At 37.0% G+C, this 26,763-nt stretch carries 25 protein-coding genes; 23 read left to right on the plus strand and 2 right to left on the minus strand.

Annotated features, from left to right (window positions below; all coding sequences use genetic code 11):
- Positions 1 to 6: 6 nt before the first annotated feature.
- From MHI47_RS01145 to MHI47_RS01240, 21 genes are all read left to right on the plus strand, one after another.
- Complete coding sequence (locus tag MHI47_RS01145; RefSeq protein WP_340829071.1) at positions 7 to 1,008, plus strand: ABC transporter permease; 1,002 nt, start codon at positions 7 to 9, stop codon at positions 1,006 to 1,008.
- A 3-nt stretch (positions 1,009 to 1,011) separates the two neighbouring features.
- Positions 1,012 to 2,703, plus strand: coding sequence for a dipeptide/oligopeptide/nickel ABC transporter permease/ATP-binding protein (locus MHI47_RS01150; RefSeq protein WP_340829075.1), 1,692 nt, complete (start codon positions 1,012 to 1,014; stop codon positions 2,701 to 2,703).
- On the plus strand, positions 2,700 to 3,497 hold the full coding sequence (locus MHI47_RS01155) for an ABC transporter ATP-binding protein (RefSeq protein WP_340829077.1): 798 nt from the start codon (positions 2,700 to 2,702) through the stop codon (positions 3,495 to 3,497). Before MHI47_RS01150 ends, MHI47_RS01155 begins: the two co-directional genes overlap by 4 nt.
- Entirely contained in the window at positions 3,497 to 4,126 is a 630-nt protein-coding gene (locus MHI47_RS01160) for a phosphate starvation-inducible protein PhoH (RefSeq protein WP_340829079.1), read from the plus strand. Before MHI47_RS01155 ends, MHI47_RS01160 begins: the two co-directional genes overlap by 1 nt.
- Entirely contained in the window at positions 4,126 to 4,734 is a 609-nt protein-coding gene (locus tag MHI47_RS01165; RefSeq protein ID WP_340831976.1) for a hypothetical protein, read from the plus strand. Before MHI47_RS01160 ends, MHI47_RS01165 begins: the two co-directional genes overlap by 1 nt.
- Positions 4,735 to 4,834: 100 nt before the next feature.
- Positions 4,835 to 5,359, plus strand: coding sequence for a hypothetical protein (locus tag MHI47_RS01170; RefSeq protein WP_340761184.1), 525 nt, complete (start codon positions 4,835 to 4,837; stop codon positions 5,357 to 5,359).
- Between the two features lie 457 nt (positions 5,360 to 5,816).
- Entirely contained in the window at positions 5,817 to 6,812 is a 996-nt protein-coding gene (locus tag MHI47_RS01175; RefSeq protein WP_340829080.1) for an ABC transporter substrate-binding protein, read from the plus strand.
- Positions 6,813 to 6,888: 76 nt separating this feature from the next.
- Positions 6,889 to 7,749 carry an ABC transporter permease gene (locus MHI47_RS01180; RefSeq protein WP_340829081.1) on the plus strand — a complete coding sequence of 287 codons (861 nt, stop codon included), beginning with the start codon at positions 6,889 to 6,891 and terminating at the stop codon, positions 7,747 to 7,749.
- Positions 7,746 to 8,957 (plus strand): quaternary amine ABC transporter ATP-binding protein, encoded by a 1,212-nt coding sequence (locus MHI47_RS01185; RefSeq protein WP_340761187.1) that lies wholly within the window; start codon positions 7,746 to 7,748, stop codon positions 8,955 to 8,957. Before MHI47_RS01180 ends, MHI47_RS01185 begins: the two co-directional genes overlap by 4 nt.
- 227 nt (positions 8,958 to 9,184) lie before the next feature.
- Positions 9,185 to 11,161, plus strand: coding sequence for a bifunctional diguanylate cyclase/phosphodiesterase (locus MHI47_RS01190; protein WP_340761188.1), 1,977 nt, complete (start codon positions 9,185 to 9,187; stop codon positions 11,159 to 11,161).
- A 97-nt stretch (positions 11,162 to 11,258) separates the two neighbouring features.
- Complete coding sequence (locus MHI47_RS01195) at positions 11,259 to 12,179, plus strand: DUF2971 domain-containing protein (RefSeq protein WP_093536460.1); 921 nt, start codon at positions 11,259 to 11,261, stop codon at positions 12,177 to 12,179.
- A 143-nt stretch (positions 12,180 to 12,322) separates the two neighbouring features.
- Positions 12,323 to 13,087 (plus strand): sporulation protein, encoded by a 765-nt coding sequence (locus MHI47_RS01200; protein WP_340767949.1) that lies wholly within the window; start codon positions 12,323 to 12,325, stop codon positions 13,085 to 13,087.
- A gap of 121 nt (positions 13,088 to 13,208) precedes the next feature.
- Positions 13,209 to 13,442, plus strand: a complete 234-nt coding sequence (locus MHI47_RS20155) for a DUF2568 domain-containing protein (protein WP_411747550.1) — start codon at positions 13,209 to 13,211, stop codon at positions 13,440 to 13,442.
- Positions 13,443 to 13,526: 84 nt separating this feature from the next.
- Entirely contained in the window at positions 13,527 to 13,754 is a 228-nt protein-coding gene (locus tag MHI47_RS01205; protein WP_340767950.1) for a hypothetical protein, read from the plus strand.
- A gap of 95 nt (positions 13,755 to 13,849) precedes the next feature.
- Positions 13,850 to 15,547 (plus strand): glycoside hydrolase family 13 protein, encoded by a 1,698-nt coding sequence (locus MHI47_RS01210; protein WP_340761191.1) that lies wholly within the window; start codon positions 13,850 to 13,852, stop codon positions 15,545 to 15,547.
- On the plus strand, positions 15,544 to 16,440 hold the full coding sequence (locus tag MHI47_RS01215; protein ID WP_340761192.1) for an ROK family protein: 897 nt from the start codon (positions 15,544 to 15,546) through the stop codon (positions 16,438 to 16,440). Before MHI47_RS01210 ends, MHI47_RS01215 begins: the two co-directional genes overlap by 4 nt.
- 392 nt (positions 16,441 to 16,832) lie before the next feature.
- Positions 16,833 to 18,131: an ABC transporter substrate-binding protein gene (locus MHI47_RS01220; RefSeq protein WP_340761193.1), complete on the plus strand. Its 1,299-nt coding sequence runs from the start codon at positions 16,833 to 16,835 to the stop codon at positions 18,129 to 18,131.
- Positions 18,132 to 18,253: 122 nt separating this feature from the next.
- Positions 18,254 to 19,114: a carbohydrate ABC transporter permease gene (locus MHI47_RS01225; protein WP_093536446.1), complete on the plus strand. Its 861-nt coding sequence runs from the start codon at positions 18,254 to 18,256 to the stop codon at positions 19,112 to 19,114.
- On the plus strand, positions 19,114 to 19,929 hold the full coding sequence (locus MHI47_RS01230; protein WP_093536444.1) for a carbohydrate ABC transporter permease: 816 nt from the start codon (positions 19,114 to 19,116) through the stop codon (positions 19,927 to 19,929). The genes MHI47_RS01225 and MHI47_RS01230 overlap by 1 nt, the downstream gene beginning before the upstream one ends.
- A gap of 23 nt (positions 19,930 to 19,952) precedes the next feature.
- Entirely contained in the window at positions 19,953 to 20,975 is a 1,023-nt protein-coding gene (locus tag MHI47_RS01235; RefSeq protein WP_093536442.1) for a LacI family DNA-binding transcriptional regulator, read from the plus strand.
- A 26-nt stretch (positions 20,976 to 21,001) separates the two neighbouring features.
- The gene (locus MHI47_RS01240; protein ID WP_340829083.1) at positions 21,002 to 22,663 is read left to right on the plus strand and encodes a glycoside hydrolase family 13 protein; all 1,662 of its coding nucleotides are present in this window, start codon (positions 21,002 to 21,004) and stop codon (positions 22,661 to 22,663) included.
- 173 nt (positions 22,664 to 22,836) lie between these two features.
- Here the strand turns inward: MHI47_RS01240 and MHI47_RS01245 are convergent, their stop codons facing one another.
- Together MHI47_RS01245 and MHI47_RS01250 are read right to left on the minus strand one after the other, a co-directional pair.
- Entirely contained in the window at positions 22,837 to 24,117 is a 1,281-nt protein-coding gene (locus tag MHI47_RS01245; protein WP_340829085.1) for a glucose-6-phosphate isomerase, read from the minus strand.
- A 168-nt stretch (positions 24,118 to 24,285) separates the two neighbouring features.
- The gene (locus MHI47_RS01250) at positions 24,286 to 24,759 is read right to left on the minus strand and encodes a general stress protein (protein WP_093536418.1); all 474 of its coding nucleotides are present in this window, start codon (positions 24,757 to 24,759) and stop codon (positions 24,286 to 24,288) included.
- Positions 24,760 to 24,953: 194 nt separating this feature from the next.
- Here MHI47_RS01250 and MHI47_RS01255 point away from each other — a divergent pair, with 194 nt between their 5' ends.
- On the plus strand, positions 24,954 to 25,373 hold the full coding sequence (locus MHI47_RS01255; RefSeq protein ID WP_340761199.1) for a MerR family transcriptional regulator: 420 nt from the start codon (positions 24,954 to 24,956) through the stop codon (positions 25,371 to 25,373).
- 35 nt (positions 25,374 to 25,408) lie between these two features.
- Positions 25,409 to 26,710 carry a hemolysin family protein gene (locus MHI47_RS01260; RefSeq protein WP_093536414.1) on the plus strand — a complete coding sequence of 434 codons (1,302 nt, stop codon included), beginning with the start codon at positions 25,409 to 25,411 and terminating at the stop codon, positions 26,708 to 26,710.
- Positions 26,711 to 26,763 lie beyond the last annotated feature (53 nt).

Here is a 26,763-nt window from a genome sequence, read left to right on the forward strand (position 1 = left end):
TAAGGAATGAATAGGACTCTATCGTCAATTGGAAAAAAGCTAATTCAATATGGACTGGTGTTCCTCGTAGCATTGACGATTAATTTCGCTTTGCCGCGATTAGCCCCAGGTGATCCGCTGTTATATTTTTTCGGCGATACGATAAATGAACTAACAGAAGTACAAAAGCAGCAGGCTCTTGAATGTATAGGTCTCGATGGGTCTTTATGGGAGCAGTATATTGTATATTTACAAGGGATTGTGACATTTGATTTTGGGGTGTCAATTAAATATGCAGAGCCTGTGATGACAATAATAGGCGATAGATTGCCATGGACATTGTTATTAGTGGGGCCAGCTATGTTATTAAGTGCTGTAATTGGCGTTATATTGGGCGCTTATTCTGCTTGGAATCGTGGGAAAGGTCGTGATGTCTCACTATTAATAGGAATGCTGACCTTACAAGCTGTTCCAGGTTTTTGGGTAGGACTATTATTTTTAGCTGTTTTAGCGGTTCAATTAGGCTGGTTTCCTACATACGGGGCTTTTTCAATGATGCAAGATGGAACAACTTGGGGGTATATAAAGGACGTTGCAGTGCATGCGATCCTGCCGCTTGCTACGATCACATTAGCAACAGTAGGATCGAATTATTTGCTAACACGTTCTTCAATGCTTGAATCTCTTGGGCAAGATTATATCACGATGGCAGAGGCAAAAGGTGTACATAAAAAAGGGTTAATTTTTAATCATGCCTTACGCAATGCTTTGCTACCCATTTATACGCATTTTACGATGACATTAGGCACTTTAGTGGGTGGAGCAGTGGTAGTGGAATCTGTCTTTTCTTATCCAGGAATTGGTCGATTGTTATATGAAAGTGTTATTGCAAGAGACTTTCCAATGATGCAAGGCATATTTTTAATTATTACACTTGGTGTGATTGGAGCAAACTTATTTGCTGATTTAACATATCCACTTATTGATCCTCGTGCACGTACGCTTAAAAAGACAAAGGGAGCGGAATGAATCATGCGTAAATCAACAAAAGTCATCGGTACTGTAGGATTCATTTTATTTATTGCTGTTGTACTCTTTGCTGTACTTGGACCTTTTATCATCCCATATGATGCATATAAGCAATCTGGCCCTTCCTTTCTGGCTCCTAATAGTGACCACTTACTTGGAACGAATGATATGGGACAGGATATTTTAGCGGAGCTTGCGGAGGGGGCACGAACTTCATTAACCATTGGAATCTTGACAGCTCTATTTGCCACACTCATTGGAGGTAGTGTTGGTATTCTAGTGGGTTATATCGGAGGTTGGTTTGAGGTAATTGTGATGCGTGTTATTGATGTCGTATTAACACTGCCATTTCTACCTCTGATGATTGTTATTGCCGTATATATGGGACCAGGAATATTTACACAAGTATTTGTTATTACTTTAGTTATGTGGGCTGGAAAGGCAAGGCAAATTCGCGCACAAACTTTATCCATTAAAACAACAGGACCAGTGCTAGCAGCTAGGACGATGGGTGCAAACCATTGGTATATTTTCAATAAACATATTTTTCCAAGCGTTTTTCCCCTATTCATCCCACAATTTGTTGGCGCTGTAAATACAGCCATCTTATTGGAATCTTCTCTTAGTTTTTTAGGGATGGGAAATCCATTAGTTAAGAGCTGGGGAAGTATATTATATTACGCCAATAGTCGAAGTGCATTTTTAACAGAAGCATGGGTTTGGTGGATTATTCCTCCTGGTATTTGTATTGTCCTAGTGGTCTTAGCCTTTTCTTTAATGGGCTATTTTTTAGAAGAAAAAGTGAATCCAAGACTAAGTTCATACGCGGTCACACCGAAACGTCAAAAACAGGAGAAAGTAGAGGATTTAACGCTAGTTGAGCGAGATATTATGCTGTCCGTTCAAAATTTGACTGTGGAATACCCTAAAAAGGGCTGTTATCAAGAAGTAGTATCTAATGTTTCTTTCGAAATACAACGAGGGGATGTGCTAGGAATTGTGGGAGAGTCAGGAAGCGGTAAATCAACAGTAGCTGCGAGTATTATCCAACAGCTGAAGTTACCGGGAAGAAGCAAAGGCTCAATTTATTTTGAAGGACAAGCACTAGAAACATTGGATGATGAGCGAATACGTCAACTTCGCGGGCGGGACATTGGATATATTGCACAAGCTGCGATGAATGCGCTTAATCCTGTTATTACTATAGAAAAACAGTTAAAAGAAGCAATCAAAGTACATAAAAAATTAGATGAATCTAGTATGGACCAACGTGTAATAGAAGTAATGACACAAGTCGGACTCGATACTAAATGGAGATTTTCTTTTTCTCATGAATTATCTGGTGGTATGCGTCAGCGCGTAATTATTGCGATGGCCTTAATAAATCGACCGAAACTTATTATAGCTGATGAGCCGACAACCGGACTTGATGTAATTGTTCAAGTTGAAATTGTTCAGTTACTACGAAAATTGCAACGTGAGTTAAATATTTCAATGATTTTTATATCACATGATTTACCAGCTGTACTATCGGTTACGGATCAGATAATTATTATGAAATATGGTCATATCGTAGATAGAGGTGAGTCGATTGAAGTCGCTGAAAACTCAAGTCATCCATATACGAGACGTTTAGTCGATTCAATCCCGTTATTGAAACCGAAAAAAGGGAGAGAGACGGTGCTGATTTCATGACATCTTTAGTGGAGGTAAAGGAATTACAAAAAACATTTGGTCGCACAAAAGAGGTACAAGTAAATGTGCTGAAATCTGTTTCATTTTCATTAAAACACGGTGAAATTATCGGGCTAATCGGGGCCAGTGGCGCAGGGAAGAGTACGATTGGTCGTATAATTGCTGGTCTCGAGACGTCGAACGGAGGAGAGGTTTTTTTCGAAGGCCAAGAAGTTTTATCTCTTACTGGAAAAAAACGTCGTTCCCTTGCTAAGTATATTCAAATGGTGTTTCAAGATCCATACGAAGCCCTCTCATCACGTATGAAAATTGGTCAGCTTGTAGCAGAGCCACTTGTGATTCAGGGAATTGATAAAGGAAACAAAGAAAAACGTTTAGAAAAGGTACGATATGCGTTAAATAGTGTGTCATTAGATCCTGATAAATATATAAATCGTTATCCACATGAATTATCTGGAGGAGAGCGACAACGGGTTGGTCTTGCGCGTGCTTTCGTATGTGAACCGAAGCTTATTATTGCAGATGAACCAACGTCCATGTTAGATACTTCACTACGTTTAGAACTACTGGAATTAATGAAAAAAATGAATGAATACAATCAAGTCTCTTACTTATTTGTTACACATGATATTGCTTTGACAAAAGGGTTTTGCGATCGATTAATCGTGTTACAACAAGGTGAAATTGTAGAGGAAGGTAAAACAAATGATATTATTCAAAATCCGCAACATCCTTATACAAAATCACTCATCGAGGCATTGCTCGTATTAGAAAATCATAAAGGAGATCAATAATGAAAGCTAACTTTATAGAACTAAATCCAGGAGCAATTTTTGCACAACGTGGTAAAAATAAAACAAGAGAAGATTTTACGAATGTCGATATTTATAACCTATCCAACATCGATTTAACAGCTTATAACTGTTTAGTTATAAGTGGATTTGCCGATCAAGACTTTTTATATGAACAACGTCAAATCATTCTAGATTTTGTGAATGCGAGAAAAATACTCATATTTTCAGGTAACTTAGTAACAGATTGGTTGCCTGGTGGTCAGTTATTTGTGCCAAAAAAGATTAATAGTCATAAAGACTATGAGGTGTCGATTCATAAACAGCATCCAATATTTGAAGGTGTATTGGAGGACGATATGACCTATAACAAAGGGGTTTCTGGATTTTTTGCGCGAGGGCATCATCCTACTCCAGAGGGCGCCGAAGTTCTCTTAACTTTACCAGGGGATACTCCAATAACGTATATTGACCGTGTGAGCACAAAAGGAACCATTTTAGTCCATGCGGGTTCGGACTTGTTTGGTTATATGAAACCTGAGATCAACAAAACAACCGACCGAATTGGTCCACAGTTAGTAAAATGGGTACATGAAGAGATTGCGATGCTACAAGAAGAGGTGACTACATGATGAAAAAAATAGCAGTTGTTTATGGTGGTAGCTCACACCATCATCGTACATATAAAACATCTGAGTTTGCCAAGTACATTAATCGACTTATTCCCATACGCGAATTAGAAACTGCTTCTTTGGAAGGGGTCGATGTATTGCTTGTTCCTTCTCAAACACATTTGGGATTACTTAAGAAAAATGTAGAGAAGATTTATGCGTTTGCAAATGGTGGGGGAACAGTCATTACGTTAGGTCCACAGGGATTTGATTGGTTACCTAGTCACAAATGGGAATTCCGTCCTACGAACTTTTGGTGGTGGCTAGATAAAGATCCGAAAAGTGGTCTAGTATTATCTGCTCCTGAGCATGATTTATTTAAAAATTACTTAACTCTTTCTGATGCAACATGGCACCAACACGGCGTATATTGGCCGCCAGATAACTGTGAAGTGCTCGTTTCAACAGATGACGGTGGGGCAGTTATTTATATAGATAAAGTAAGCACAAAGGGTACTTGGTTAAATACAACACTGGATCCGGATTTCCACTACGGTTCCTATTTCATGCCTGCAACGGAACGATTTTTAAGAGGCTTTTTACCGTGGCTGGTGGAAGGAAAGCTATAGATATTGCCTCGGTATAGTTTCTGGAGAATTTGTTTTTCTCATAAGACGCGCAGGCTCAGAAAAAGGGTAAAGCTCAAAAATAAATTAGGGGATAAAACGCATGCAAACAATCAAGATCTATGATCGTAATGATTTAATAGAAATTAGCTTTGAGGACATTTACAAATATCATGGGACACTTGCTTATATGGCGATAGGTGTAGGCTTCCGAGTTATTCAAGCCGCTTTTGAAGCTTTATATGGTGAGGACGTTCCAAATCGTAAAGATATTTCCATCCTATCTGGTCATGGAGGTCCTGGATTTCGCGATGTTTTCGAATTTGTTACCCGTGCTCAATCAAGAGGTACATATATAGTCGATACAACTTATCCAAAAGCTCAATACGATCCATATCGTCCAACATCCTATGCGTATATTTTTACACGTGAAACCGGAGAAGCAGTAGAGGTGGTATTAAAGGAGAACTTCTTACCTCCTATTTTTTATGAACTTTTGAAAAAAGGCCGTGAAGACTCATTTACACCTGAAGAATACTTATACAATGAACAACTAAAACAGAATCTTGGTAACCGAGCATTACAATTACCGATTAACGAGTTAGTAGAAGTAACAAAACTGAAATAAGTTTAGTTCAAGTTACTAATGAAGTCGCTTGTAGACCGGTGTCAAATGCTTCCCTGGAGATCTGAGAACTAAACTAGGGAAGCTATTCGACATCGCAATGAAAAAAATTAGTAAATCTTTTTTGTGATTTTCTCATCAAGGAAACAATGATCGTAGGCATGCCCTTCAAAGAGGTAACTCTTAGATTATAGTAATCCGCCAAAAATTCCTCCTTAAATGTTGTATTCAATCGAATAAGTCAAACTAGCTCTTCTGTTAATATACCTCTGTTTACCTCCATCTATTTCCCCTCTCGCTTTAAACTCTACTAACATGAAAACTCTTAGAAAAGCGCATCAAATTTTTGAAAATTGTGGGTACATAAAAAATAACATGATTAAACTTTAAAAAATAGGGTATGTAATAGGGGGTTAGGGCTATGTGTCTAATTTAATAAATAGAGAAACGGGGATAAATTATGAGAAAAATGATGTTGTTTACTTCTTTGTGTGCACTTTTAGTACTTGGTGCATGTAGTAGTGAAACGAGCACAGACAGTATTGAAGTGATTAAATTTGCAGATGCAGGATGGGATAGTATCCGTGTACATAATAGTATAGCTCAATTGATTGTGGAAGAAGGTTACGGCTATGACACTGAGGTTACAAGCGGAACCACGGCAGCTACTTTGCAATCATTAGAAAAAGGTGACATAAATGTCTATATGGAAATATGGACGGATAATACAAAAGAAGTTTATGAAAAAGCAATTGAAAGTGGAAGTATAGTGAAACTAGCAACTAATTTCAATGATAATTCGCAAGGACTATATGTTCCAACCTATGTTATAGAAGGAGATGCGGAAAAAGGGATTGAAGCGGTTGCACCTGACTTGAAAACTGTACAAGACCTAGAGAAGTATCCAGAGCTGTTCCAAGATCCTGAAGATAGCACTAAAGGAAGAATAATTGGAGCGCCATCTAGTTGGGCGGTAAGTGAACACTTGGAGTCGAAACTTGAAACTTATGGTCTAGATGCAAAATTCAACTATTTAGCACCAGGATCAGACTCTGCAATCGTTGCAGATCTAGCGGGAGCATATAAAAAAGGTGAACCTTGGGTAGGGTATTACTGGTCACCAACATGGGTAACAGCTAGTTATGACTTAACATTACTTGAAGATGTTCCATATGAAGCAGCAACTTGGGAAGAATCCAAAGGAACTGAATTCCCTCCAAATGATGTTGTAATTGCTGTTCATAAAGATTTACCAACACAGGCAAAGGATGTTACGGAATTCCTTAGTAAATATGAAACTAGTAACGCTTTAACAGAAGAAGCGTTAGATTATATGAACGAAAATGAAGTGGAACCAGATGAAGCCGCACAGTGGTGGATGAAAGAGCATGAAGATATTTGGACGACGTGGGTGTCTGAAGAAGTTGCAGAAAAAGTAAAAGCAGCTTTGAACTAATAATTCATGATAAAAAGTAATCTATCCTATAAAAAATGAGGTGAATGCGACTGTTCTTTGAAACAGTCCATAGTCTATGACAGAATTTCCAGATGTACGAATACCAATAGGGGATATAGTAGAAAATTTTATTGATTTTTTGGCGATGAATTTTGATGCATTCTTTGATTTTATTTTTGTTATTTCTTCTTCCATGATCAAGGGTCTAGAAGCGGGTCTTCTAGCAATCCCTTGGTGGATTTTTATTATTATTATTTTTTTACTAGGATGGTATTTTACTAATTTGTATGGAGGACTTCTTTTTGGTTTCTTTATATTTATGATAGGTACATTCGATTTATGGCCAGAAACAATGACTACTATTTCAATAGTATTAATCTCTGTTATATTGTCTTTATTAATCGGGATTCCACTAGGCGTTGCGACGGCATTTAGTAAATCATTGTCTACTATTATGAGACCAGTTTTAGATGCCATGCAAACTATGCCAAGCTTTGTTTATTTAATACCTGTAATATTTTTCTTCCCATTAGGGAATGTTCCAGCCGTTATTGCTACTATTATTTATGCACTCCCCCCAGTTATCCGACTGACTGAGCTAGGAATTCGTAATGTAGATAAGGAAGTAGTAGAATCAGCACAATCATTTGGTTCTTCCACTTCTCAAATGCTTATGAAAGTACAATTACCTCAAGCATTGCCAACTATTATGGCGGGTGTTAACCAAACAACAATGATGGCGCTATCTATGGCAGTTGTTGGATCGATGGTAGGTGCTCAAGGACTTGGAGAGCGCGTACTGTATGCGATAAATCGTATTGATATTTCACTTGGTTTTGAAGCGGGGATTAGTATTGTATTCTTAGCGATAATAATTGACCGAATTACCGGAGGAATTGCAAATCGCCTTCAGAAACATAGGAGGGATGTAGCATGACAGTTAAACTTAAGGTAGAAAATGTATCTAAAATATTTGGACCAAGACCTAAAAAGGTCATTTCAATGGTTGAAAAAGGTGTTCCAAAAGATGAAATTCTTGCGAAAACGGGCCATACGGTAGGTGTATATAATGCATCTATGGAAATTATGGAAGGCGAGACATTTGTCATTATGGGACTATCTGGTAGTGGAAAATCTACGCTCATTCGTTGCTTAAATTTATTGAACAAGCCTACCTCTGGGGCAATTTACGTCGATGGCGAAAATGTAGTTGGATATAACAAAAATCAGCTAAAGTATTTCCGTCAGAAAAAAATTGCAATGGTGTTTCAACATTTTGGTTTATTCAGCCATAGAACGGTACTAGAAAATATTGAATATGGCCTAGAAATACGAGGGATGTCTAAAGCAGAGCGTCGGGAGATTGCCGGGAAACATTTAGAAACAGTAGGGCTAAAAGGATACGAAAACCAATTTCCGGATGAACTATCTGGAGGGATGCGTCAACGTGTAGGAATTGCTAGAGCACTTGCGAATGATCCGGACATTTTACTTATGGATGAACCATTTAGTGCGCTTGATCCGTTGATCCGACGTGAAATGCAATTAGAATTACTAGATATACAAAATAAACTACAAAAGACTATTATTTTCATCACACATGATGTTAACGAAGCTTTTAAAATTGGTGACCGTGTAGCGGTGATGAAGGATGGCAAAGTTGAACAAATCGGTACTCCAGAAGAAATTCTTGAAAAACCGGCAAGCAATTACATTTCAGAATTTATCCGAGATATTGATCGTTCTAAAATTTTGCAGGCGGAACATATTATGTCTAAGCCATATGGGTTAGTTTCCTTAAAAGATGGGCTGAATGTCGCTATTCAAGTAATGAGAGAAAATGGTATTTCTAGTGCATTCGTTACGGATCGTAAGCGCCAGCTACAAGGAATAGTTACTATTGACCAAGCGATTAATGGTCTCAAAGAGAAAAAGACCTTACAAGAAGTAATGTCTACAGAAGTGAAAACAGTAAAGGCGGATGAATATGTACAAGATATTATTCCGTATGTATTAGATTCAAAATACCCCATCGTCGTTACGGATGAAGAGCTAATGATTAAAGGAATCATACTAAGGGTTCATGTATTAGCAAGCTTAATCAGCGAGAGTATGGACGAACAAAAAGAGACACAGAAACTATAACTAGTTTCTGTGTTTTTTTCAAGTAACAAATATTCTTTTCCTGAAATTTTATCCTCACTATATAGTGTTAATATAAAATTAATAGTACTTTTAAATTTTTACTTATATATTACTTTGAATTAAGTATGTTATAGTCTAATTGGTATAGTGAGGTGGAGAATATATTTAATTTTAACAATACTAGTCCTTCAAAAGATGCATATTTGGAAATTAGCGGTGAATACTCTATGACAATAGTGGTATTTTCAATTATTATAGCGATTGTAGCATCTTACACGGCAATTTCCTTGAAAAGAAGAGCAAAAGAAAATAGTTTTTTTCATAAAAGCTTCTGGTTACTGCTTGCCTCGCTATGCTTGGGGTTTGGTATATGGTCTATGCATTTTATAGGAATGGGTGCATTTTCATTGCCAGTAAATATGAGCTACAACAAAACTATTACGCTTATATCAATTATTCCTGCTATGTTAGCTTCATTTATAGCTTTCTATTTGGCAGACCTTCCAAGACGAAACTATTGGTCGTATGTATTCGCGGGGATAGCGATGGGGATAGGAATTTCCTCCATGCATTATATAGGAATGTATTCGATGGAAATGGACGTTATTTACACTTATGACCTTCTACTTTTTTTAGTTTCTATTTGTATTTCAATTTTTGTTTCTATTATAGCAGTTTACATTCTTGCGAAGGTTCATACCTATCAGTCGAAAAATATACTTCTGATTTTAATCTCTTTAATCATGGGGTTGGCTATTTCTAGTATGCATTACACCGGTATGGCAGCTATGAACTTTTATATTCCCAAGGGGTATGAATTGAATCATGAGGCTTCTCATATGACCGAAATGTATGGATTAGCAGTCATTGTAGGTTTAGGAATGGCTATACTTTTGGGAGTATTATTACTTTCAAGTTTGTTAGACCGGTATATTGAGTATCGTGGGAATTACTACGATGCATTAACACAATTACCTAATCGACGGTTGTTTGAAAAGAAAATTCAGTCACCTAAAGTTTTAGCTATTTGGCATATACATGATTTAGAGCATATAAACAGAGAGTTCAATTATGCTTTCGGTGATGAGGTGATTCGAGAACTAGTACATATGTTCAAATCTATATCACCTTCCAAAACAGAGCTTTATCGGATAGGAGGGAATCGTATTGCTTTGCTAACTAGGGATGTGGATAGTGCAAAGCAGTTAAAAGAGGTGTTGAAGAAGCTAGCAGAGTCACTTCGTGAGCCTATTCGAGTCCAAGATAGAGAAGTAATGCTGTTTGGAGTATGTGCTATATCTCAAGCCGATTACGGTGAGAAGGACACTGATATCTATAGAAATGTACTTGCCGTTTTAAACTATCCTTCTATTATGTATGATCATGATATTATTTACTATGATTCTAGTATTCATAGGTATACATTTAATCTTGAAATAGCTGAAGATGTAAATCGAGCTATGAAAGAAAGCGAGTTATATCTTGTTTATCAACCGAAATTTAGTTCGTACTCGCAGTGTATTGATGGGCTCGAGACATTATTAAGATGGAATCATCCTAAATACGGTAATCTATCACCTGCTGTTTTTGTTCCAATTTTAGAGGAATATGACCGTATGGTTAAAGTGACTGACTGGATAATAGATGGGGTTTGTAAACAAATAGCATCTTGGAAATTGGAGGATATTTCATTCAAACAAGTAGCTATTAATATTCCAGGCGAGTATATAACTTCCCCTTTGTTATTAGGGGTATTCACAGAAAAGTTAAGCGAATATGGGTTGGAGCCATCGCAAATAGAATTAGAAATAACTGAGAATAGTTTTGTGAAAAATGTGGAAGAAGCTATGAGGGCGGTAAGTAAATTTAGAGAAGAAGGTTTCTCTGTTGCATTGGATGACTTTGGTACTGGGGTATCGTCGCTATCTTATTTAAAAGAAATGCCAATATCAACCTTGAAAATTGATAAGTCTTTTATAGATGATGTACCGAAATCCTCTAAAGATTCATCTATAATTACCGCTATTATTGCTTTAGGAGAATCATTAGACTTAAATGTTGTCATAGAAGGAGTAGAAACAAAAGAGCAGGTGGATTTCTTAAAGGACACAAGTAAAAACCCAATTTTTCAAGGATTTTATTTTGCAAAACCGATGAACCCCCATGATCTTGTTAAGTGGTATCAAGCCAGAGTGGAAGGATAATTTCTTTCTAGCTCTGGTTTTTTTGTCTTAAAAATCAATAGCTTTTGGACATAAAAAGAGGGAAGTAATACTATAAAAGTATAGGAGGTGCTATGGGATGTCTAAATCTGAGGTAGAGAAAAACCTTTTAAATATTGATATGAAGGCTCTTATTCCTTTAATAAGTAAAGAATTTAAAAAATACTTCACAAAAAATATTAAGGCGTTATATCACTATACAAATTTAGAAGGAGCACAAGGAATTATTAGCGATAAAACCTTTTGGGCCTCGCATATTAAATTTATGAATGATTCCAAAGAATATAGTCATGGGTTAGAGGTATGCGAAAGTATCGTCCAAAAGCTTATTCAAGAGTTACCTCTAGAAAATCCCAGAAGAGCATATTTGGAAGAGGTCTTTACGATTTTAGAGGAACAAGACACAGATATTTTTGTCGTGTCCTTTTGTGAAAGTGGAGACCTATTAAGTCAATGGAGAGGATATAGTCGAAGTCAGCATGGGATTTCTATTGGTTTTGACTTTTCATCGTTATTTGATGTTTCTTTTCATCTAAGTGAAGAAAACTTTTTTCCGCGGAAGGTGATATACGATCATAAGTTGCAAGAGAGAATTATTCGTAGGATTATAAATGTTTCACTCATTAGTTTAGAGCTAAGTGAAGTAAAGCCACAGTTCTCTCCTAAGGAAGTAGCAAGAACGATTGGATACTTTCTACCACTTTTTAAACATGCTACTTTTTCAGAAGAAAAGGAATGGCGGATTATTGTGACCAACTCTAGGAGCATGTCATATCAGCATGAGCTGAAATTCCGCGCGCGCGATAATATTATTCTTCCATATATTGAGTTAGAAACACATAACAAAGTACTTCAAAATGACAATAGACTGCCAGTCAATCAAATCATTATAGGACCTTCGGGAACAAATGAATTTACGGCAAGAAGTATTAATTATTATTTGAAAAATGTAGGATACCCAACTGTTCCTATTAAACTATCGCATATTCCTTATCGCTAATAAGAAAAGCTTATGCGCTTATACTAGCCTTGAACGTTGGTGGACAGCTGACGAGTAAGAAGCAGAGTATTTTTCTAATAAAAGTGAAACCTATTGCGATGTAAAAGCGTAAAAATGTTATTAAAATCAAAGGAGAAATGTATATGTCATTTTTCAATAAAGTATTGGCAAGTGTCGGGGTTGGTGGAGCTAAGGTAGACACTAAACTAGAAAAGTCAGAGTTTACTGCTGGTGAAATTATGCAAGGTGTAGTAGAAGTGGTTGGCGGAAACTTAGAACAACAGATTGATGCGATCTACTTAACGGTAAATACAACATACATTCGTGAATCGAATGATCGAAAATACACGGACGTAGCAGCTTTTCAAAAATATAAAGTCACTGAACCTTTTACAATTGGGGCAAATGAAAAGAAAAAAATTCCCTTTTCACTAACACTTCCTGAAGATGCGCCAGTCACTTATGGAAGCACGCGTGTATGGATTAGCACAGGGTTAGATATCAAAAATAGTATAGATCCTACAGATAAAGATTATATTAACGTACGACCAACGAGAATAGCGGCTCATATTTTGGAGGCAATTGAACAGCTAGGATTTAAAATAAGAAAAGTTGAATGTGAGAAAGCCTCTCATAAATTAGGTAGTCGATATCCGTTTGTACAAGAATTTGAATTTGTGCCGGTTAGCAGCTCCTATAAAGCGAAACTTGATGAACTAGAAATCCTATTTTTGTCTCAGTCCGCACAATCAGCTGAAATTTTAATGCAGGTTGACCGAAGAGCAAGAGGTTTTGGGGGACTACTTGCAGAGGCTTTTGAAATGGACGAGAAATTCATTCGATTGACTATTAATGCACAAGATATTCCAACTATTAAAGACAAACTAAAGAGAGCAATAGGGATCTAGGGCATAATTCATTCACAATGCATATAAAATAATAAGCACCTTCAACTATTTTAAAATGGTTGGAGGTGTTTTGATAGGGAGTGCGTTTTTATTAACGGAAAGCTTGTTTAGTGGCTAAACTATCGCTCCAAAAGCTACTTTCCCAGTAACTATTCCTGTTCGAATACTACTTCAAATAATCGTATTTGTACTTTCTATAACTGCATTATTTGCGGCAGGAAAAGGTAAGTTGGCTATTATATTTGGTTGTAGTGTTTTAATAGAGATGATTTTAATGTACTCCATAGAAGACAAAAAATATAAAGTTAAAACTATTATAGAGGTATCATGCAAAATATTAGTAGATAACTCTTAGAAGGAAATATTGGAAGCTTTGTTGAATTAAAGGATATATGAAGAGCACTACAAACCAGCTGTGCAGCTTGAGCAAACGATTAGGTTGTCAGAGAATCTTTATGGAAGTATAAAACTATCACAGGAGTGGATACCAGTACTCCAATCATTTAATGATTCTCCAATAATTCCATCGTATTATTTTGGTTGGAATACATATGATAGCGCAGATAAGTCGACATATCCTGAAAGAAATGAAAATGGAAATTCTTCCGGGGGCGGAGATACATTTATTGACTTCCCTATTTACTTTGGGGAATCAGTATTAGAGTAGGTGTACTTTAAGAAATTATTAGTGCAAGCGCTTGCATAATAGATGCTAGAAGATTAGAATAACTCTATTAAGTTACATTTGGGATGGTGAAAAAAATGGGGCAAAAAGTGGATTCTTGGTGGAAAAAAAGTGTTGTATATCAAATATATCCAAGAAGTTTTATGGATTCAAATGGGGATGGTGTTGGAGATATCCAAGGGATTATTTCCAAGCTGGACTATATTCAAAAATTAGGGATTGATGTTCTTTGGTTAAGTCCTGTCTATGATTCTCCAAATGATGACAATGGTTACGATATTAGAAACTATCGGACCATAATGCAGGAGTTTGGAACAATGGAAGATATGGAAAAGCTTATAGAGGAAGCAAAAAAACGTGGTATTCGTATTGTGATGGATTTAGTTGTTAATCATAGTTCAGATGAGCACGAATGGTTTGTGGAGTCGAGAGCCTCAAAAGATTCTAAGTATCGAGACTACTATATTTGGAGAGACGGGAAGGATGGACGTCCCCCTAATAACTGGGAGTCTGTATTTTCAGGGTCTGCTTGGGAAAAAGATGAACTTACGAATTCATATTATTTACATCTGTTCTCCAAGAAACAACCAGATTTAAATTGGGAGCATGAGCCTCTAAGAGAGGACGTGTACCAGCTAATGACTTATTGGTTGGAAAAAGGGATTGGTGGCTTCCGAATGGATGTCATTAACTTTATCTCGAAGGATATGAACTTACCGGATGGTGAAGTACAACCGAATAAGTTATATGGAGATGGAAGCCCGTATTTTATGAATGGCCCTAAAATTCACTCACACTTGAAAGAGATGAATGACAAAGTGTTGAGTAAATATGACATAGTTACAGTAGGAGAAATGCCTGGGGCGACAACCGATGATGCCCGTCTTTACACGAACCCCGACAATAACGAAGTGAATATGGTATTTACATTTGAACATATGGACTTAGATAGTGGGCCTAGCGGAAAGTGGGATGTACAGCCATTGAAGCTAATTGATCTAAAGAGAAATTTCGAAAAATGGCAACATGGACTTCATAATGTGGGTTGGAATAGCTTATATTGGAACAACCATGATCAACCACGGGTAGTATCCCGTTTTGGTAACGATGGAGAATACCGAGAGCTATCTGCTAAAATGTTAGCCATCTGTCTGCATATGCTACAAGGCACCCCTTATATTTACCAAGGGGAAGAGCTGGGAATGACGAATGTAGAATTCCAGAGTATGGAGGATTACCGCGATATTGAGACGTTGAATATGTATAAAGAAAAAATAGAGCAGGGGACTTCGCATAAAGACATTATGAGGGGTATTTATGCTAAAGGTCGAGACAATGCAAGAACACCTATGCAATGGACATCAGATGGTGGTTTCACTACAGGTATTCCTTGGATTCAAATGAATCCTAATACGGAGGAAATAAACGTGGAACAAGCTATAAATGATTCCAATTCTATTTTTTATACGTATCAAAAGCTAATACAGCTTAGAAAACAGCATAATATTATAACAGATGGAAGCTTCCAGCTAGCACTTGCTAATCATCCTAACTTATTTGTTTATAAACGGATGTCGGCGGATGAAGAATGGCTCGTAGTAGCAAATTTCTCCGATCAAATGGAGCGGCTAGAGTGGGAAACTTTTGACCTGCCATCAAAATCACATAGACTTATAATATCAAACTATAATACGGTTCAAACAACTGAAAAAATAGTAGAAATCCGTCCATATGAAGCGTTTGTGGTCGCATTTGAAAAGGGGATAGGGAATTGAAGAAGGTTCTGGGAGTAGATATTGGTGGAACGAAAATCCGGATGGGTGTTGTCAACGAACAGGGTGAAGTTCTGGTAGATAAGACGATACCAACTATTTTGCCGCTATATCCCTATTTAGAAGAGCAAATTCTTGCGATAATAAACGATGTGCCTGATATATCGGGTATAGGCATTGGAACAAGAGGGATGGTAGATGCAGAAACTGGTGTCATTACATTTGAAACAGAAATGCCAGGCTGGCAAGGCACCCCTGTCAAAGCATTACTAGAAGCTGCAACAGGACTTCCTGTAGAGATCAACAATGATGCCAATTGTGCTGCGCTAGCTGAAGCGAGACTGGGTGCAGCAGCAGAGTACAAACAGGTCGTTTGCCTAACAGTGGGAACAAAGCTGGGTGGGGGTATTGTTCTTGACGGTAAAGTGATGAACGGGATAAATGGTGGCGGTGGTGAGGTTGGTCACTTAATCTTATATCCAAACGGTATAGTATGTGGATGTGGAAGACCTGGCTGTAGTGAAGAGTATGTATCCGGAACAGCTATTAAGAGACTTATTCAGGAGCAGAATGTGATCAATGCAGAAACGAACGAATTGGCGAAACCTCATGATGTATTCCGTTTAGCTGCGAATGGTCATACGGGTGCAATAGCAGTTCGTGATCGCTTCCTATCGGACTTTGCCATCGTTATCTCTAGTCTTCAAGCGGTGCTAGATATGGACTGTGTTGTTATAGGGGGCGGAGTATCTGACTCTGCTGATTTCTGGTGGGAAGAACTTCTAGCAAAAGTAGAACCTTTAAAACTGAAGCCAGTTCAAGTGAAAAGAGCAACTTTCGGCAATGAAGCGGGAATGCTGGGAGCAGCTATGCTTGTAATAGATTCAAACAAGTAAACTAAAGATATACAAACATTTTTGTATAATTTAAATTCAAAAAAGGTCTTGTCCAATGTGGGCCAGACCCTTTTTGAGTGGCTGAATCTGTCATAGTCGTACTCAACTTTTTCTGGTCAACTTTGTAAACATGAAAAAAATGTTCTATCAATAGAAGAGCTTGCTAAACTAATAGAAGTAATAAGTATTGAAACGATACCGTCTAGATAATAGGGTGACAATATTTATGTGAAATAAAAGACAGAATTCATATTTAAATCACTATTGTCATCTTATTATGAATATGGTAGGATTGTTTTAACAACTTGTGCAAACGCTTTCGCAAGCTTTGTTATTATTTTTAATCTTTTGTGCAAACGTTTTCGCAAATACAAAAAAGGGTGGGAGAAAGTATGAAGAATAAATGGCGCGCAGGTTTTCTAGCAGCTTCATTAGGTATTGCAGGGGTATTAGCAGGATGTAGCTCGGATGGGGAAAATTCTTCAAGTGGTGATTCTAGTAAAGATGTAAAAATAGACATTTTCCAATTTAAAGTGGAATTTAAAGATCAATTTGAAGCGGTAGCAGAAGCATATGAAAAAGAAAATGAAGGAGTCGACATTAATATTACTACTGTCGGTGGTGGAGAGGACTACGGTGCTGCTCTTCGTTCGAAATTTGCCTCAGGAAACGAACCAGCTATTTATAATATCGGAGGACCCCAGGATGTATCAGATTGGTCAGACAAATTAGCTGATCTATCAGGCACTGCAGCAGCAGACGCAGCTCAAAAGGGTTCTTTAGATGGAGTTTCTGTGGATGGGAAAGTTTTAGGACTACCATTTAACCAAGAGGGATATGGCTTTATTTATAACAAAAATGTATTTGAAAAAGCGGGTATTGACCCTGCTTCTATCATAGACTTTGCTTCTTTAGAAGCTGCAGTAAAAGAGCTTGATAGCCAAAAAGCAGACCTAGGCTTAGAATCTGTATTTGCATTACCAGGGAAAGAAACTTGGGTAACTGGTTTACATTTATCTAACACTTTCATTGCACCAGAATTTGATAATAATGTGTTAACAGCATATGAATCGAAAACAATCGATTATAAATATGGCGACGCATTCAAAAAAATTCTTGACCTTCAAAACGATTACTCTGCACAACCAACTGTTAGTTTAGATTACTCTAAACAAGTTGAGGAATTATTCTCTCTACAAAAAGTAGCTATGATTCAACAAGGTAACTGGGTATATGGATCAATAGCAGGAATTGATGAAGACTTCGCAGCAAACGATATCGGACTTCTTCCTATTCCTGTTGAAGGATATGAAGGAGATAGTATTCCAGTAGGAATTCCAATGTACTGGGGCGTAAATAGCAATGCAGACGAAGCAGTAGTGGAAGAATCAAAAAAATTCATAGACTGGTTATACACGTCTGATGCTGGAAAAGAAACAGTATTAAATGACTTTAAATTTATACCTGCATATGAAGGGTACGATTCATCTAAAATCTCTGATCCGCTTTCAAAAGCTGTGTATGAATATGCGGAGCAAGGAAAAACAATTGGTTGGACATTCATGGGTTATCCAACTGGATGGGGTCAAGATGAGTTGGGCGTACAAATACAGAAGTACCTTAGCGACGAAGCAAGTTGGGAAGAAGTTATAGAAGCAACTAAAGAATCATGGGAATCTTCACGTAAATAATAAATAATTGGTTTAAACAAAGTAGCACTTGTGCTACTTTGTTTTGTCAAAAGGATAAAAAATGGTGCTACTTTCAAAATTGTTTAGAGGAAGAGCATCGTTGTAACTTTGGAGGTGAGCGCATGCGCACAAAAGACTTAGCGTATTGGTTGTTTTTATTGCCGGTTTTAGTAGCATTAACGATAGTAGTAGTTGCTCCATTATTTTTAGGGGTATATTATTCTTTCACTGATTGGAATGGAATTCAGACAAACAATTTTGTCGGATTTGATAACTATGTTGCCTTGTTCCAGGATGAACGTTTTCTAGATTCTCTATGGTTCACGGTTAAGTTTTCGGTCGTATCTATATTCCTTATTAACGCGATTGGGTTGTCATTGGCGCTGCTTGTGACTGCCAATTTAAAATCTAATAAATTATTGAGAACGATTTTCTTTATGCCAAACTTAATCGGCGGATTAATCTTAGGATTTATCTGGCAGTTTATATTTACTAAGGCATTTGATGGATTTGGTTCCCTGTTAGGAATAGAAAGTTTACAAGGGTGGTTATCAACATCTACCACTGGTTTTTGGGCATTAGTTATTTTAATGAGCTGGCAAATGTCAGGGTATATCATGGTTATATATATTGCTTACTTAGAAGGAATTTCAAATGAACTGCTAGAGGCAGCTGAAATAGATGGAGCAAGTCCTTTCCAACGTTTCCGTCTAGTTGTATTCCCATTAGTAGCTCCGGCTTTTACAGTTAGTATGTTTTTAACACTTTCCAATACATTCAAGCTATACGATCAAAACTTGTCGTTAACAGGTGGAGGTCCATATAACTCAACGCAAATGGTTGCGATGGAAATTTTTAATACAGCTTTTGGTCGCTATGAAATGGCCTACGCACAATCGAAAGCAGTTATATTTTTCTTGATTGTGGCAGCAATTGCTTTATTGCAAGTGTATATTAGCAAGAAACGTGAGGTGGAAATGTAATGCGTAAAAAGTATTTAATTCCCCTTGAAGTATTAGGGATTTTCCTAGCCCTTATCTGGCTAGCTCCGTTTTATCTAATGATCGTAAATTCGTTAAAAACGAAACGTGAAATTTTTGAAGATACACTAAAACCGCCTAGTTCAGCAACATTTGATAACTACGTGCAAGCATTTAATGAATTAGACTTTCTTAGAACATTTGGGAATTCCCTATTAATCACAGTAGTTAGTGTTGCACTTATCATTGTCTTTTCTGCAATGGCAGCATATGCTCTTTCACGTGCAAAAAGTAGATTTAGTACGATAATCTTTTTCGTATTCGTAGCAGCTATGCTAATCCCGTTCCAATCAGTTATGATTCCACTTGTAACGATTTTCGGGAAGTTTGAAATGCTGAATCGTGCTGGTTTAATATTCATGTATATAGGTTTTGGTGCAAGTTTATCGATATTCCTTTATCACGGAGCCTTAAATTCTATTCCACGATCATTGGACGAAGCAGCTACAATAGATGGTGCAAATAAATTCCAAGTTTTTTGGCATATAATACTACCGTTGTTAAAACCGATAACAGTAACAGTTGGAATTCTAAATACCATTTGGATTTGGAATGACTACTTACTTCCTTCGTTGGTTATTAACCAGGAAGGGAAAGAAACAATTCCGCTTAAAATGTTCTTTTTCTTTGGAGAATATACAAAACAATGGCATCTTGCTTTAGCAGGTCTGACATTAGCAATTATTCCAGTAATCATTGCATACTTCTTTGCACAACGCGAAATTATAAAAGGTGTATCTGATGGTGCTATAAAATAATTTAGGAAAGGAGGGAGTTCCATATGACTGTTACAATTATCGATGTAGCAAGAGAGGCAAATGTGTCTCCATCTACAGTTTCCCGTGTAATTGCAGACAATCCACGAATCAGCGAACAAACGAAACGAAGAGTTAGAGAAGTGATGGAAAGACTAGAATATCACCCTAACTTTCAAGCGAGAAACCTAGCTTCTAAAAGTACAAAAACTATTGGAGTGATTATGGCCCATTCGACTACGCTTGCGTTTCAAAATCCTTTCTTTCCTGAAGTTATTCGAGGGATTTGCTCTAGAGCTCATGCCAGTATGTATGGAATCTATCTGTCCACTGGTGGCACGGAGGATGAAATATTCGAGGAAGTTGTCTCGATGGTACAAGGAAGAAAAGTGGATGGAATTATCCTTCTCTATTCCCGTGTAAATGATCGAACAATGAATTATTTAAAGGAAACGAGATTCCCATTCACGATGGTGGGACGTCCTTATCAATTTGATGATGAAATTACATATGTAGATAATGACAATAAAAAAATTGCTCACGATATGGTAGATTATTTGTATCAACGCGGGCATCGTCAAATTGCATTTATCGGAGGAGATCTTAACTTTGTCGTATCCACCGACCGTCTCGAGGGATATCGACAGGCGTTAATCGATGCTGAATTACCCAACTCAGATGATTATTTTATACAGGATCAGGCTTTTAAAGAAAAAGGAAATAAAAGTATTCATGAATTAATGCAGTTAGCAGCACCACCTACGGCTATCGTGGCCCATGATGACCTAGTTGCATATGAAATTGTTCGCTATTTAGAAGAATTATCTATCCGAGTTCCAGCGGATATTTCTATTGTTAGCTTTAATAACCATGCCTTATCTGCTTATGTGAGTCCTCCATTAACTTCACTCGATATTTCAATATTTGATCTTGGTTTTGAAGCAACAAAATTTTTATTGGAAAAAGTTCAGAATACAGAAGCCCCTGTCGTGCACCATCTAGTAGAAACAAATTTGATTGAACGAGAATCATGCAAAAATATTGGCTAGACCAATTAAAATAAAAGAGGTAGATTATGAAAGAAAATTGGTGGAAAGAAGCTGTGGCGTATCAGATATATCCACGTAGCTTTCAAGATTCAAATGGTGATGGAGTAGGGGACTTACAGGGAATAATGTCTAGGCTGGATTATCTACAAGATTTAGGAATTGATGTTATCTGGATTTGTCCTATGTATCAATCACCCAATGATGATAATGGCTATGATATAAGCGATTATCAAGCAATCATGGCTGAGTTTGGAACAATGGAAGACTTTGATGCCTTGTTAGAGGAAGTTCATAGACGTGGCATGAAATTAATCATGGATTTAGTGATCAATCATACGAGTGATGAACACCCTTGGTTTATCGAATCACGTTCTTCAAAATTAAGTGAAAAAAGAGACTGGTATATTTGGCGCGACGGTGTAGAGGGAAAAGAACCAAACAATTGGGCTAGTATATTCAATGGACCTGCTTGGGAGCTTGATGAAGAGACCCAACAATATTATTTGCATTTGTTTTCCAAGAAGCAACCAGACTTGAACTGGGAAAACAGTGACGTTCGTAATGCCTTGTATTCAATGGTCAACTGGTGGTTAGATAAGGGTATTGACGGCTTCCGTGTAGATGCAATCAGTCATATTAAGAAAGACATAACATTTAGTGACATGGCCCCTGTATCAGGTATCCCATATGTTCCAGCATGGGAAAAGTATATGAATGTGCCGGGAATTATGCCGTTCTTAGATGAGTTGAAGAAGGAAACTTTCGCTAAATACGATATTATGACAGTCGGTGAAGCAAATGGTGTAGGAATTGATGAAATATCCGAATGGGTAGACGAATCTGAAGGAAAGTTTAATATGATTTTCCAATTCGAACATTTAAGTCTATGGGATGCTGAAACAACTAAGTTAGATATCCCCGGTCTTAAACAGGTATTAACTAGGTGGCAAAAGGCTTTAGAGGGAAGCGGCTGGAACGCTCTATTCATAGAAAATCATGATAAGGCGCGATCTGTTTCCACTTGGGGGAGCGACACAGAATTTTGGAGAGAAAGTGCAACAGCATTAGCGGCAATGTACTTTTTTATGCAAGGAACTCCATTTATTTATCAAGGTCAGGAATTGGGAATGACCAATGTCGATTTCTCTTCTATCACAGATTATAATGACGTTGCAACCAAGAATTTATACAACTACCGAACTGGTCAAGGTGAATCACATGAACAAGTGATGGGAATTATTCGAGCTACAAGTCGTGATAATTCAAGAACACCAATGCAGTGGTCCTCGGACGAATCTGCAGGGTTCTCCAGTGGAACACCATGGCTTGGTCTAAATCCAAACTATAAAGCAATTAATGTAGTGGCTCAAGAGCAAGATCCTAAGTCAATTTTAAACTTCTACAAACAAATGATACAATTACGCAAAAAAGAAAGCATTTTCACTTACGGTATATACGATTTAGTGTTAGAAAGTCATCCAACGTTGTATGCTTATACCCGTACAATGGGACAACAAAAGGTAATTATTCTTTCTAATTTATCAGATGAGACACTTACAGTAACGGACATAGAAGGTATTACGTATAAGCATGAGAACCTCTTGTTAGCTAACTTAGAAGTAGGGGTTCATGAAAAGGTAACTACCTTACAGCTAGCACCTTATGAAGCGAGAATTTATCAAGTGTAAAAAAACGTCTTGTCCAATGCGGGCAAGACGTTTTCGTTGTAAGGTAGTTATGCAAATAAAAGAAAAATGAAGAGGCGATTAGTGACATAACCCACTAATCGCCTCTTAATGCCTCGCTGGAATATAGATTAACCAATTCAAAGCTCCCTCAGAGGGTGTCTAACTCTTGTATCTTAATAACCTGGTTTTTTTAGAATTTTAAAGATATTATTCTTATAGTCTTCCACACCAGGTTGGTCAAAGGGATTAATATCTAGTAAGTATGCGCTATAAGCACATGAAATCATATAGAAATACAACAAATGTCCGATATGTTCCTCGTCAATTTGCTCAATGGTTAAGGAAACTTGTGGTACACCGCCATCTAAGTGAGCGCTAGCAGTTGCTTCGTGGCAAGCATGGTTGAATTCATGAAGCGTTAATCCACTTAAATAGTTTAGTTCATCGCCATCATTTTCTGCCTCGAATACAGTTAAATCATCATTAGCTTTTTCAACTGTCAAAAACGTTTCAAATAACATGCGTTTTCCATCTTGAATGTATTGGCCTAATGAGTGCAGGTCTGTTGAATAGACAACGGAAGCAGGGAAGATACCTTTACCTTCTTTACCTTCACTTTCCCCAAACAGTTGCTTCCACCATTCTTGAATATAGCGAAGTTTTTCATCAAAGGTTGCCATAATTTCGACCGGATAACCAGCATCATACAAATGCTTACGAATAATAGCATACTGAATAGCACTGTTTGTTGTTGGATCAACAAGATTGAATTCCTCTTGTGCTTTTGTAGCACCGCCCATTAGTTTTGCAATATCATATCCTGCGGCCGCGATTGGAAGTAAGCCAACTGCCGTAAATACCGAATATCTACCTCCAATATCATTTGGCACGACATAACGTTTATATCCCTTTTCAATTGCAAGTGATAAAAGGGCACCTTTTTCTTCATCTGTAGTGACGATAATACGAGATGTTGCCTGTTCACCGTAGCGTTTTTCCATGTATTGCTGTAAAAAACGGAATGCTAATGCTGGTTCGGTCGTTTTACCAGACTTGGATATTACATTTAAAGACACTTCTTTTCCATCTAAGTACGACATCAATTGTTTCAGATACTCTCCACTGACCATGTGACCGGCAAAAATTACTTCCAGACCTTCTTTTGTTTCAAATGGTGTCGAAAGTGCTTCAATTACCGCTTTAGAACCTAGATAAGATCCGCCAATTCCGATAACGACAAGGACATCCGATGTAGAACGAACTTGTTTAGCTGTATTTTGAATATCTTGAAGAAATTCATTACTCATATTGCCTGGCCAATCAACCCATCCTAAAAAGTCAGCTCCAGCAGCTGATTTTGTATGTATCCCTTCATGTATTGCATTTAGTCGATTCCTCACTTCAGGTGTAACCAATTGTGAATAATCCCCCGAATAATTTACATTAATATTCATACGAATCCCCTTTGTAATACTGCATTTATTACTACTAATTTTATCATTAAACAGATATAAAAACGAGCATATGATACAAGAAGATTTTGTTCGTACTATACAAAAAATCCCTAAACGAGTATGTAAAGTTTAGGGATAGAAAAGATAGTTTCTAACGCGATATAAAAATTAACGTTCTCCTCGGTCACTTAGTGGGTATTGGTTTAAACGGTTCTCTACATCTTTTGCACGGATGGGTTCTCCAGGACCTTCTAATTCATCTCCATCATAAGAAGAGTCCGATTGATTTTTAATATAGTTATCATAAACAGCGCCATAGTTCTTGTCTACATACAGGAGAATTCCTCCATTTTTCACTTCACTATAATAACGTTCAGACTCTTCATCAGTAAACCCCATTTGACTAAAGGCTGCACGAACTGGCTCATCACCCATCAAAAATGCTTTGAATTTATCTAACCAGTTACCTTCTACAGATTCTAACTCTACAGCTGTTTGTCCTCGCACGATTGAAAGTGATTCCTTGTCATCTGTTACGACATAAATATCGTCATCCACATATCCTTCTAATTTTAGTTCATTGATTTTGTCTAATACTTCCTGTTCTGTTAGAAATGATCCTACAAATTTTTTATCTGCCATTTTAAAAGACCTCCATATTTTTTAGTATTGCTATTAATTTACCCATTAGAGCCTGTCATAAACAAAGACATTTCTCTTCAAAGTTTAAAGGGTAGAAAAATATATTTTCTTTTAAGAACACATAGGTTGTGTAATTTTCTACACTAAATAATTGCTTATATACTTAACTACTATTATACTTAAACTATAACGTGATGGTTTGGAGTGATCTAATTGGGATCGAAAAACTAAGAATTGGTGAATTAGCAGAAAAAACAGGTATAACTAGACGGACAATAGATTATTATACAACGCTTGGCTTACTACAAGCTGAACGTTCCGCTTCTAATTATCGTTATTACTCTATAGAAATGATCGAGAAACTACGATTAATTGAGGAGAAAAAAGCTTCTGGAATGTCTTTGGAAGCTATCAAAAAACAATTTGAAGAGGTTCAAATTGAAGAGGTAGATATTCAGGAGTTACGTTTACAAATGCAATATTTAGAAAAAGAAGTTACTCATTTAATAGAACAGATTAATTCAGAGGAAAAAGCTACTCAACACAATATAAAACAAAAAGTCTCATCAGAAAGCGTTGCGCTAATGCAATCTTTACTTTTACTTATCACTTAGGAGGTGAAGTCTTACTATTATAGTAAGACAACTTATTGACCGTATTAAACTTAACTATATTTATTATTTTATTAGCATTAACAGGATTTTTTGTTGCAACAGAGTTTGCAATCGTTAAGGTAAGGCATTCGAGAATAGATCAGCTTGTGGCTGAGGGCCGTAAAGGATCGCTTGCAGCAAAACATGTTACCACACATCTAGATGAATATTTATCGGCCTGTCAGTTAGGAATTACTGTTACAGCACTTGGTATTGGGATGGTGGGTGAATCGACATTTGAATTCATCCTACATCCTTTGTTTAATGGTATCGGTATTAGTACTGAATATATTCATTACTTTACAATCGGTGGTGCGTTTGCCATTGCAACATTTTTACACGTAGTAGTTGGGGAGTTAGCTCCCAAAACGGTTGCAATTCAAAAGGCGGAAGCTGTATCCCTTCTTTTTGCCAAGCCCATTATGATTTTCTATAGAATTTTATACCCGTTTATTTGGTTCTTAAATGGTTCCGCCCGTATTTTAGTAGGTCTATTTGGTATGAAGCCAGCTTCTGAACATGAATTATCTCATACCGAAGAGGAACTGCGATTATTGTTAGCAGAGAGCTTTAAAAGTGGAGAGATAAACCAAAATGAATTGAAATATGTGAATAATGTCTTTGAGTTTGATGATCGAATTGCTCGCGAGATTATGGTGCCACGTACTGAAATTATTGGTTTTGAAAAGAATGCAACATTCCATGAAGTACTTACATTAATTTCCGAAGAGCGCTACACCCGTTATCCTGTTTATGATGGAGACCATGATAATATAATCGGCTTTATAAATATTAAAGACTTTTTGACGCAGGGGATGAGTAATCGGGTTACTGCGGAGACATTTACGATGGAAAGGTTTACAAACCCTGTCATAAATACAATGGATACTATACCGATAAATTCCCTATTATTGAAAATGCAGAAAGAGCGTACGCATATTGCTATTCTTTTAGATGAGTATGGTGGTACTTCTGGTCTTGTCACAGTAGAAGATATTCTTGAAGAAATAGTTGGAGAGATTCGTGATGAATTTGATGAAGATGAAATAGCGGACATCCGCAAACTAAAAGATGATCATTATCTAATACACTCAAAAGTACTACTAGACGATGTAGCGAAACTTTTGAAAATTGAGTTAGAAAATCCAGATGTTGATACATTTGGTGGTTGGTATTACACGCAAAATATGGACCTGTTAATGGATAAACAGGTTGAGTATAATGGCTATAAATTCTCTATTTACGAAAAAGATGGTCATCAAATACATTTTATTGAAGCGATAAAAATACCTTCTTAATACTATGCAAGTGAATAATATTGAACCTTCTAGAGCTCAAATCTAGAAGGTTT

It is taken from the genome of Psychrobacillus sp. FSL H8-0487, from assembly GCF_038008385.1.
In the GTDB taxonomy this organism is placed as follows: domain Bacteria; phylum Bacillota; class Bacilli; order Bacillales_A; family Planococcaceae; genus Psychrobacillus; species Psychrobacillus psychrotolerans.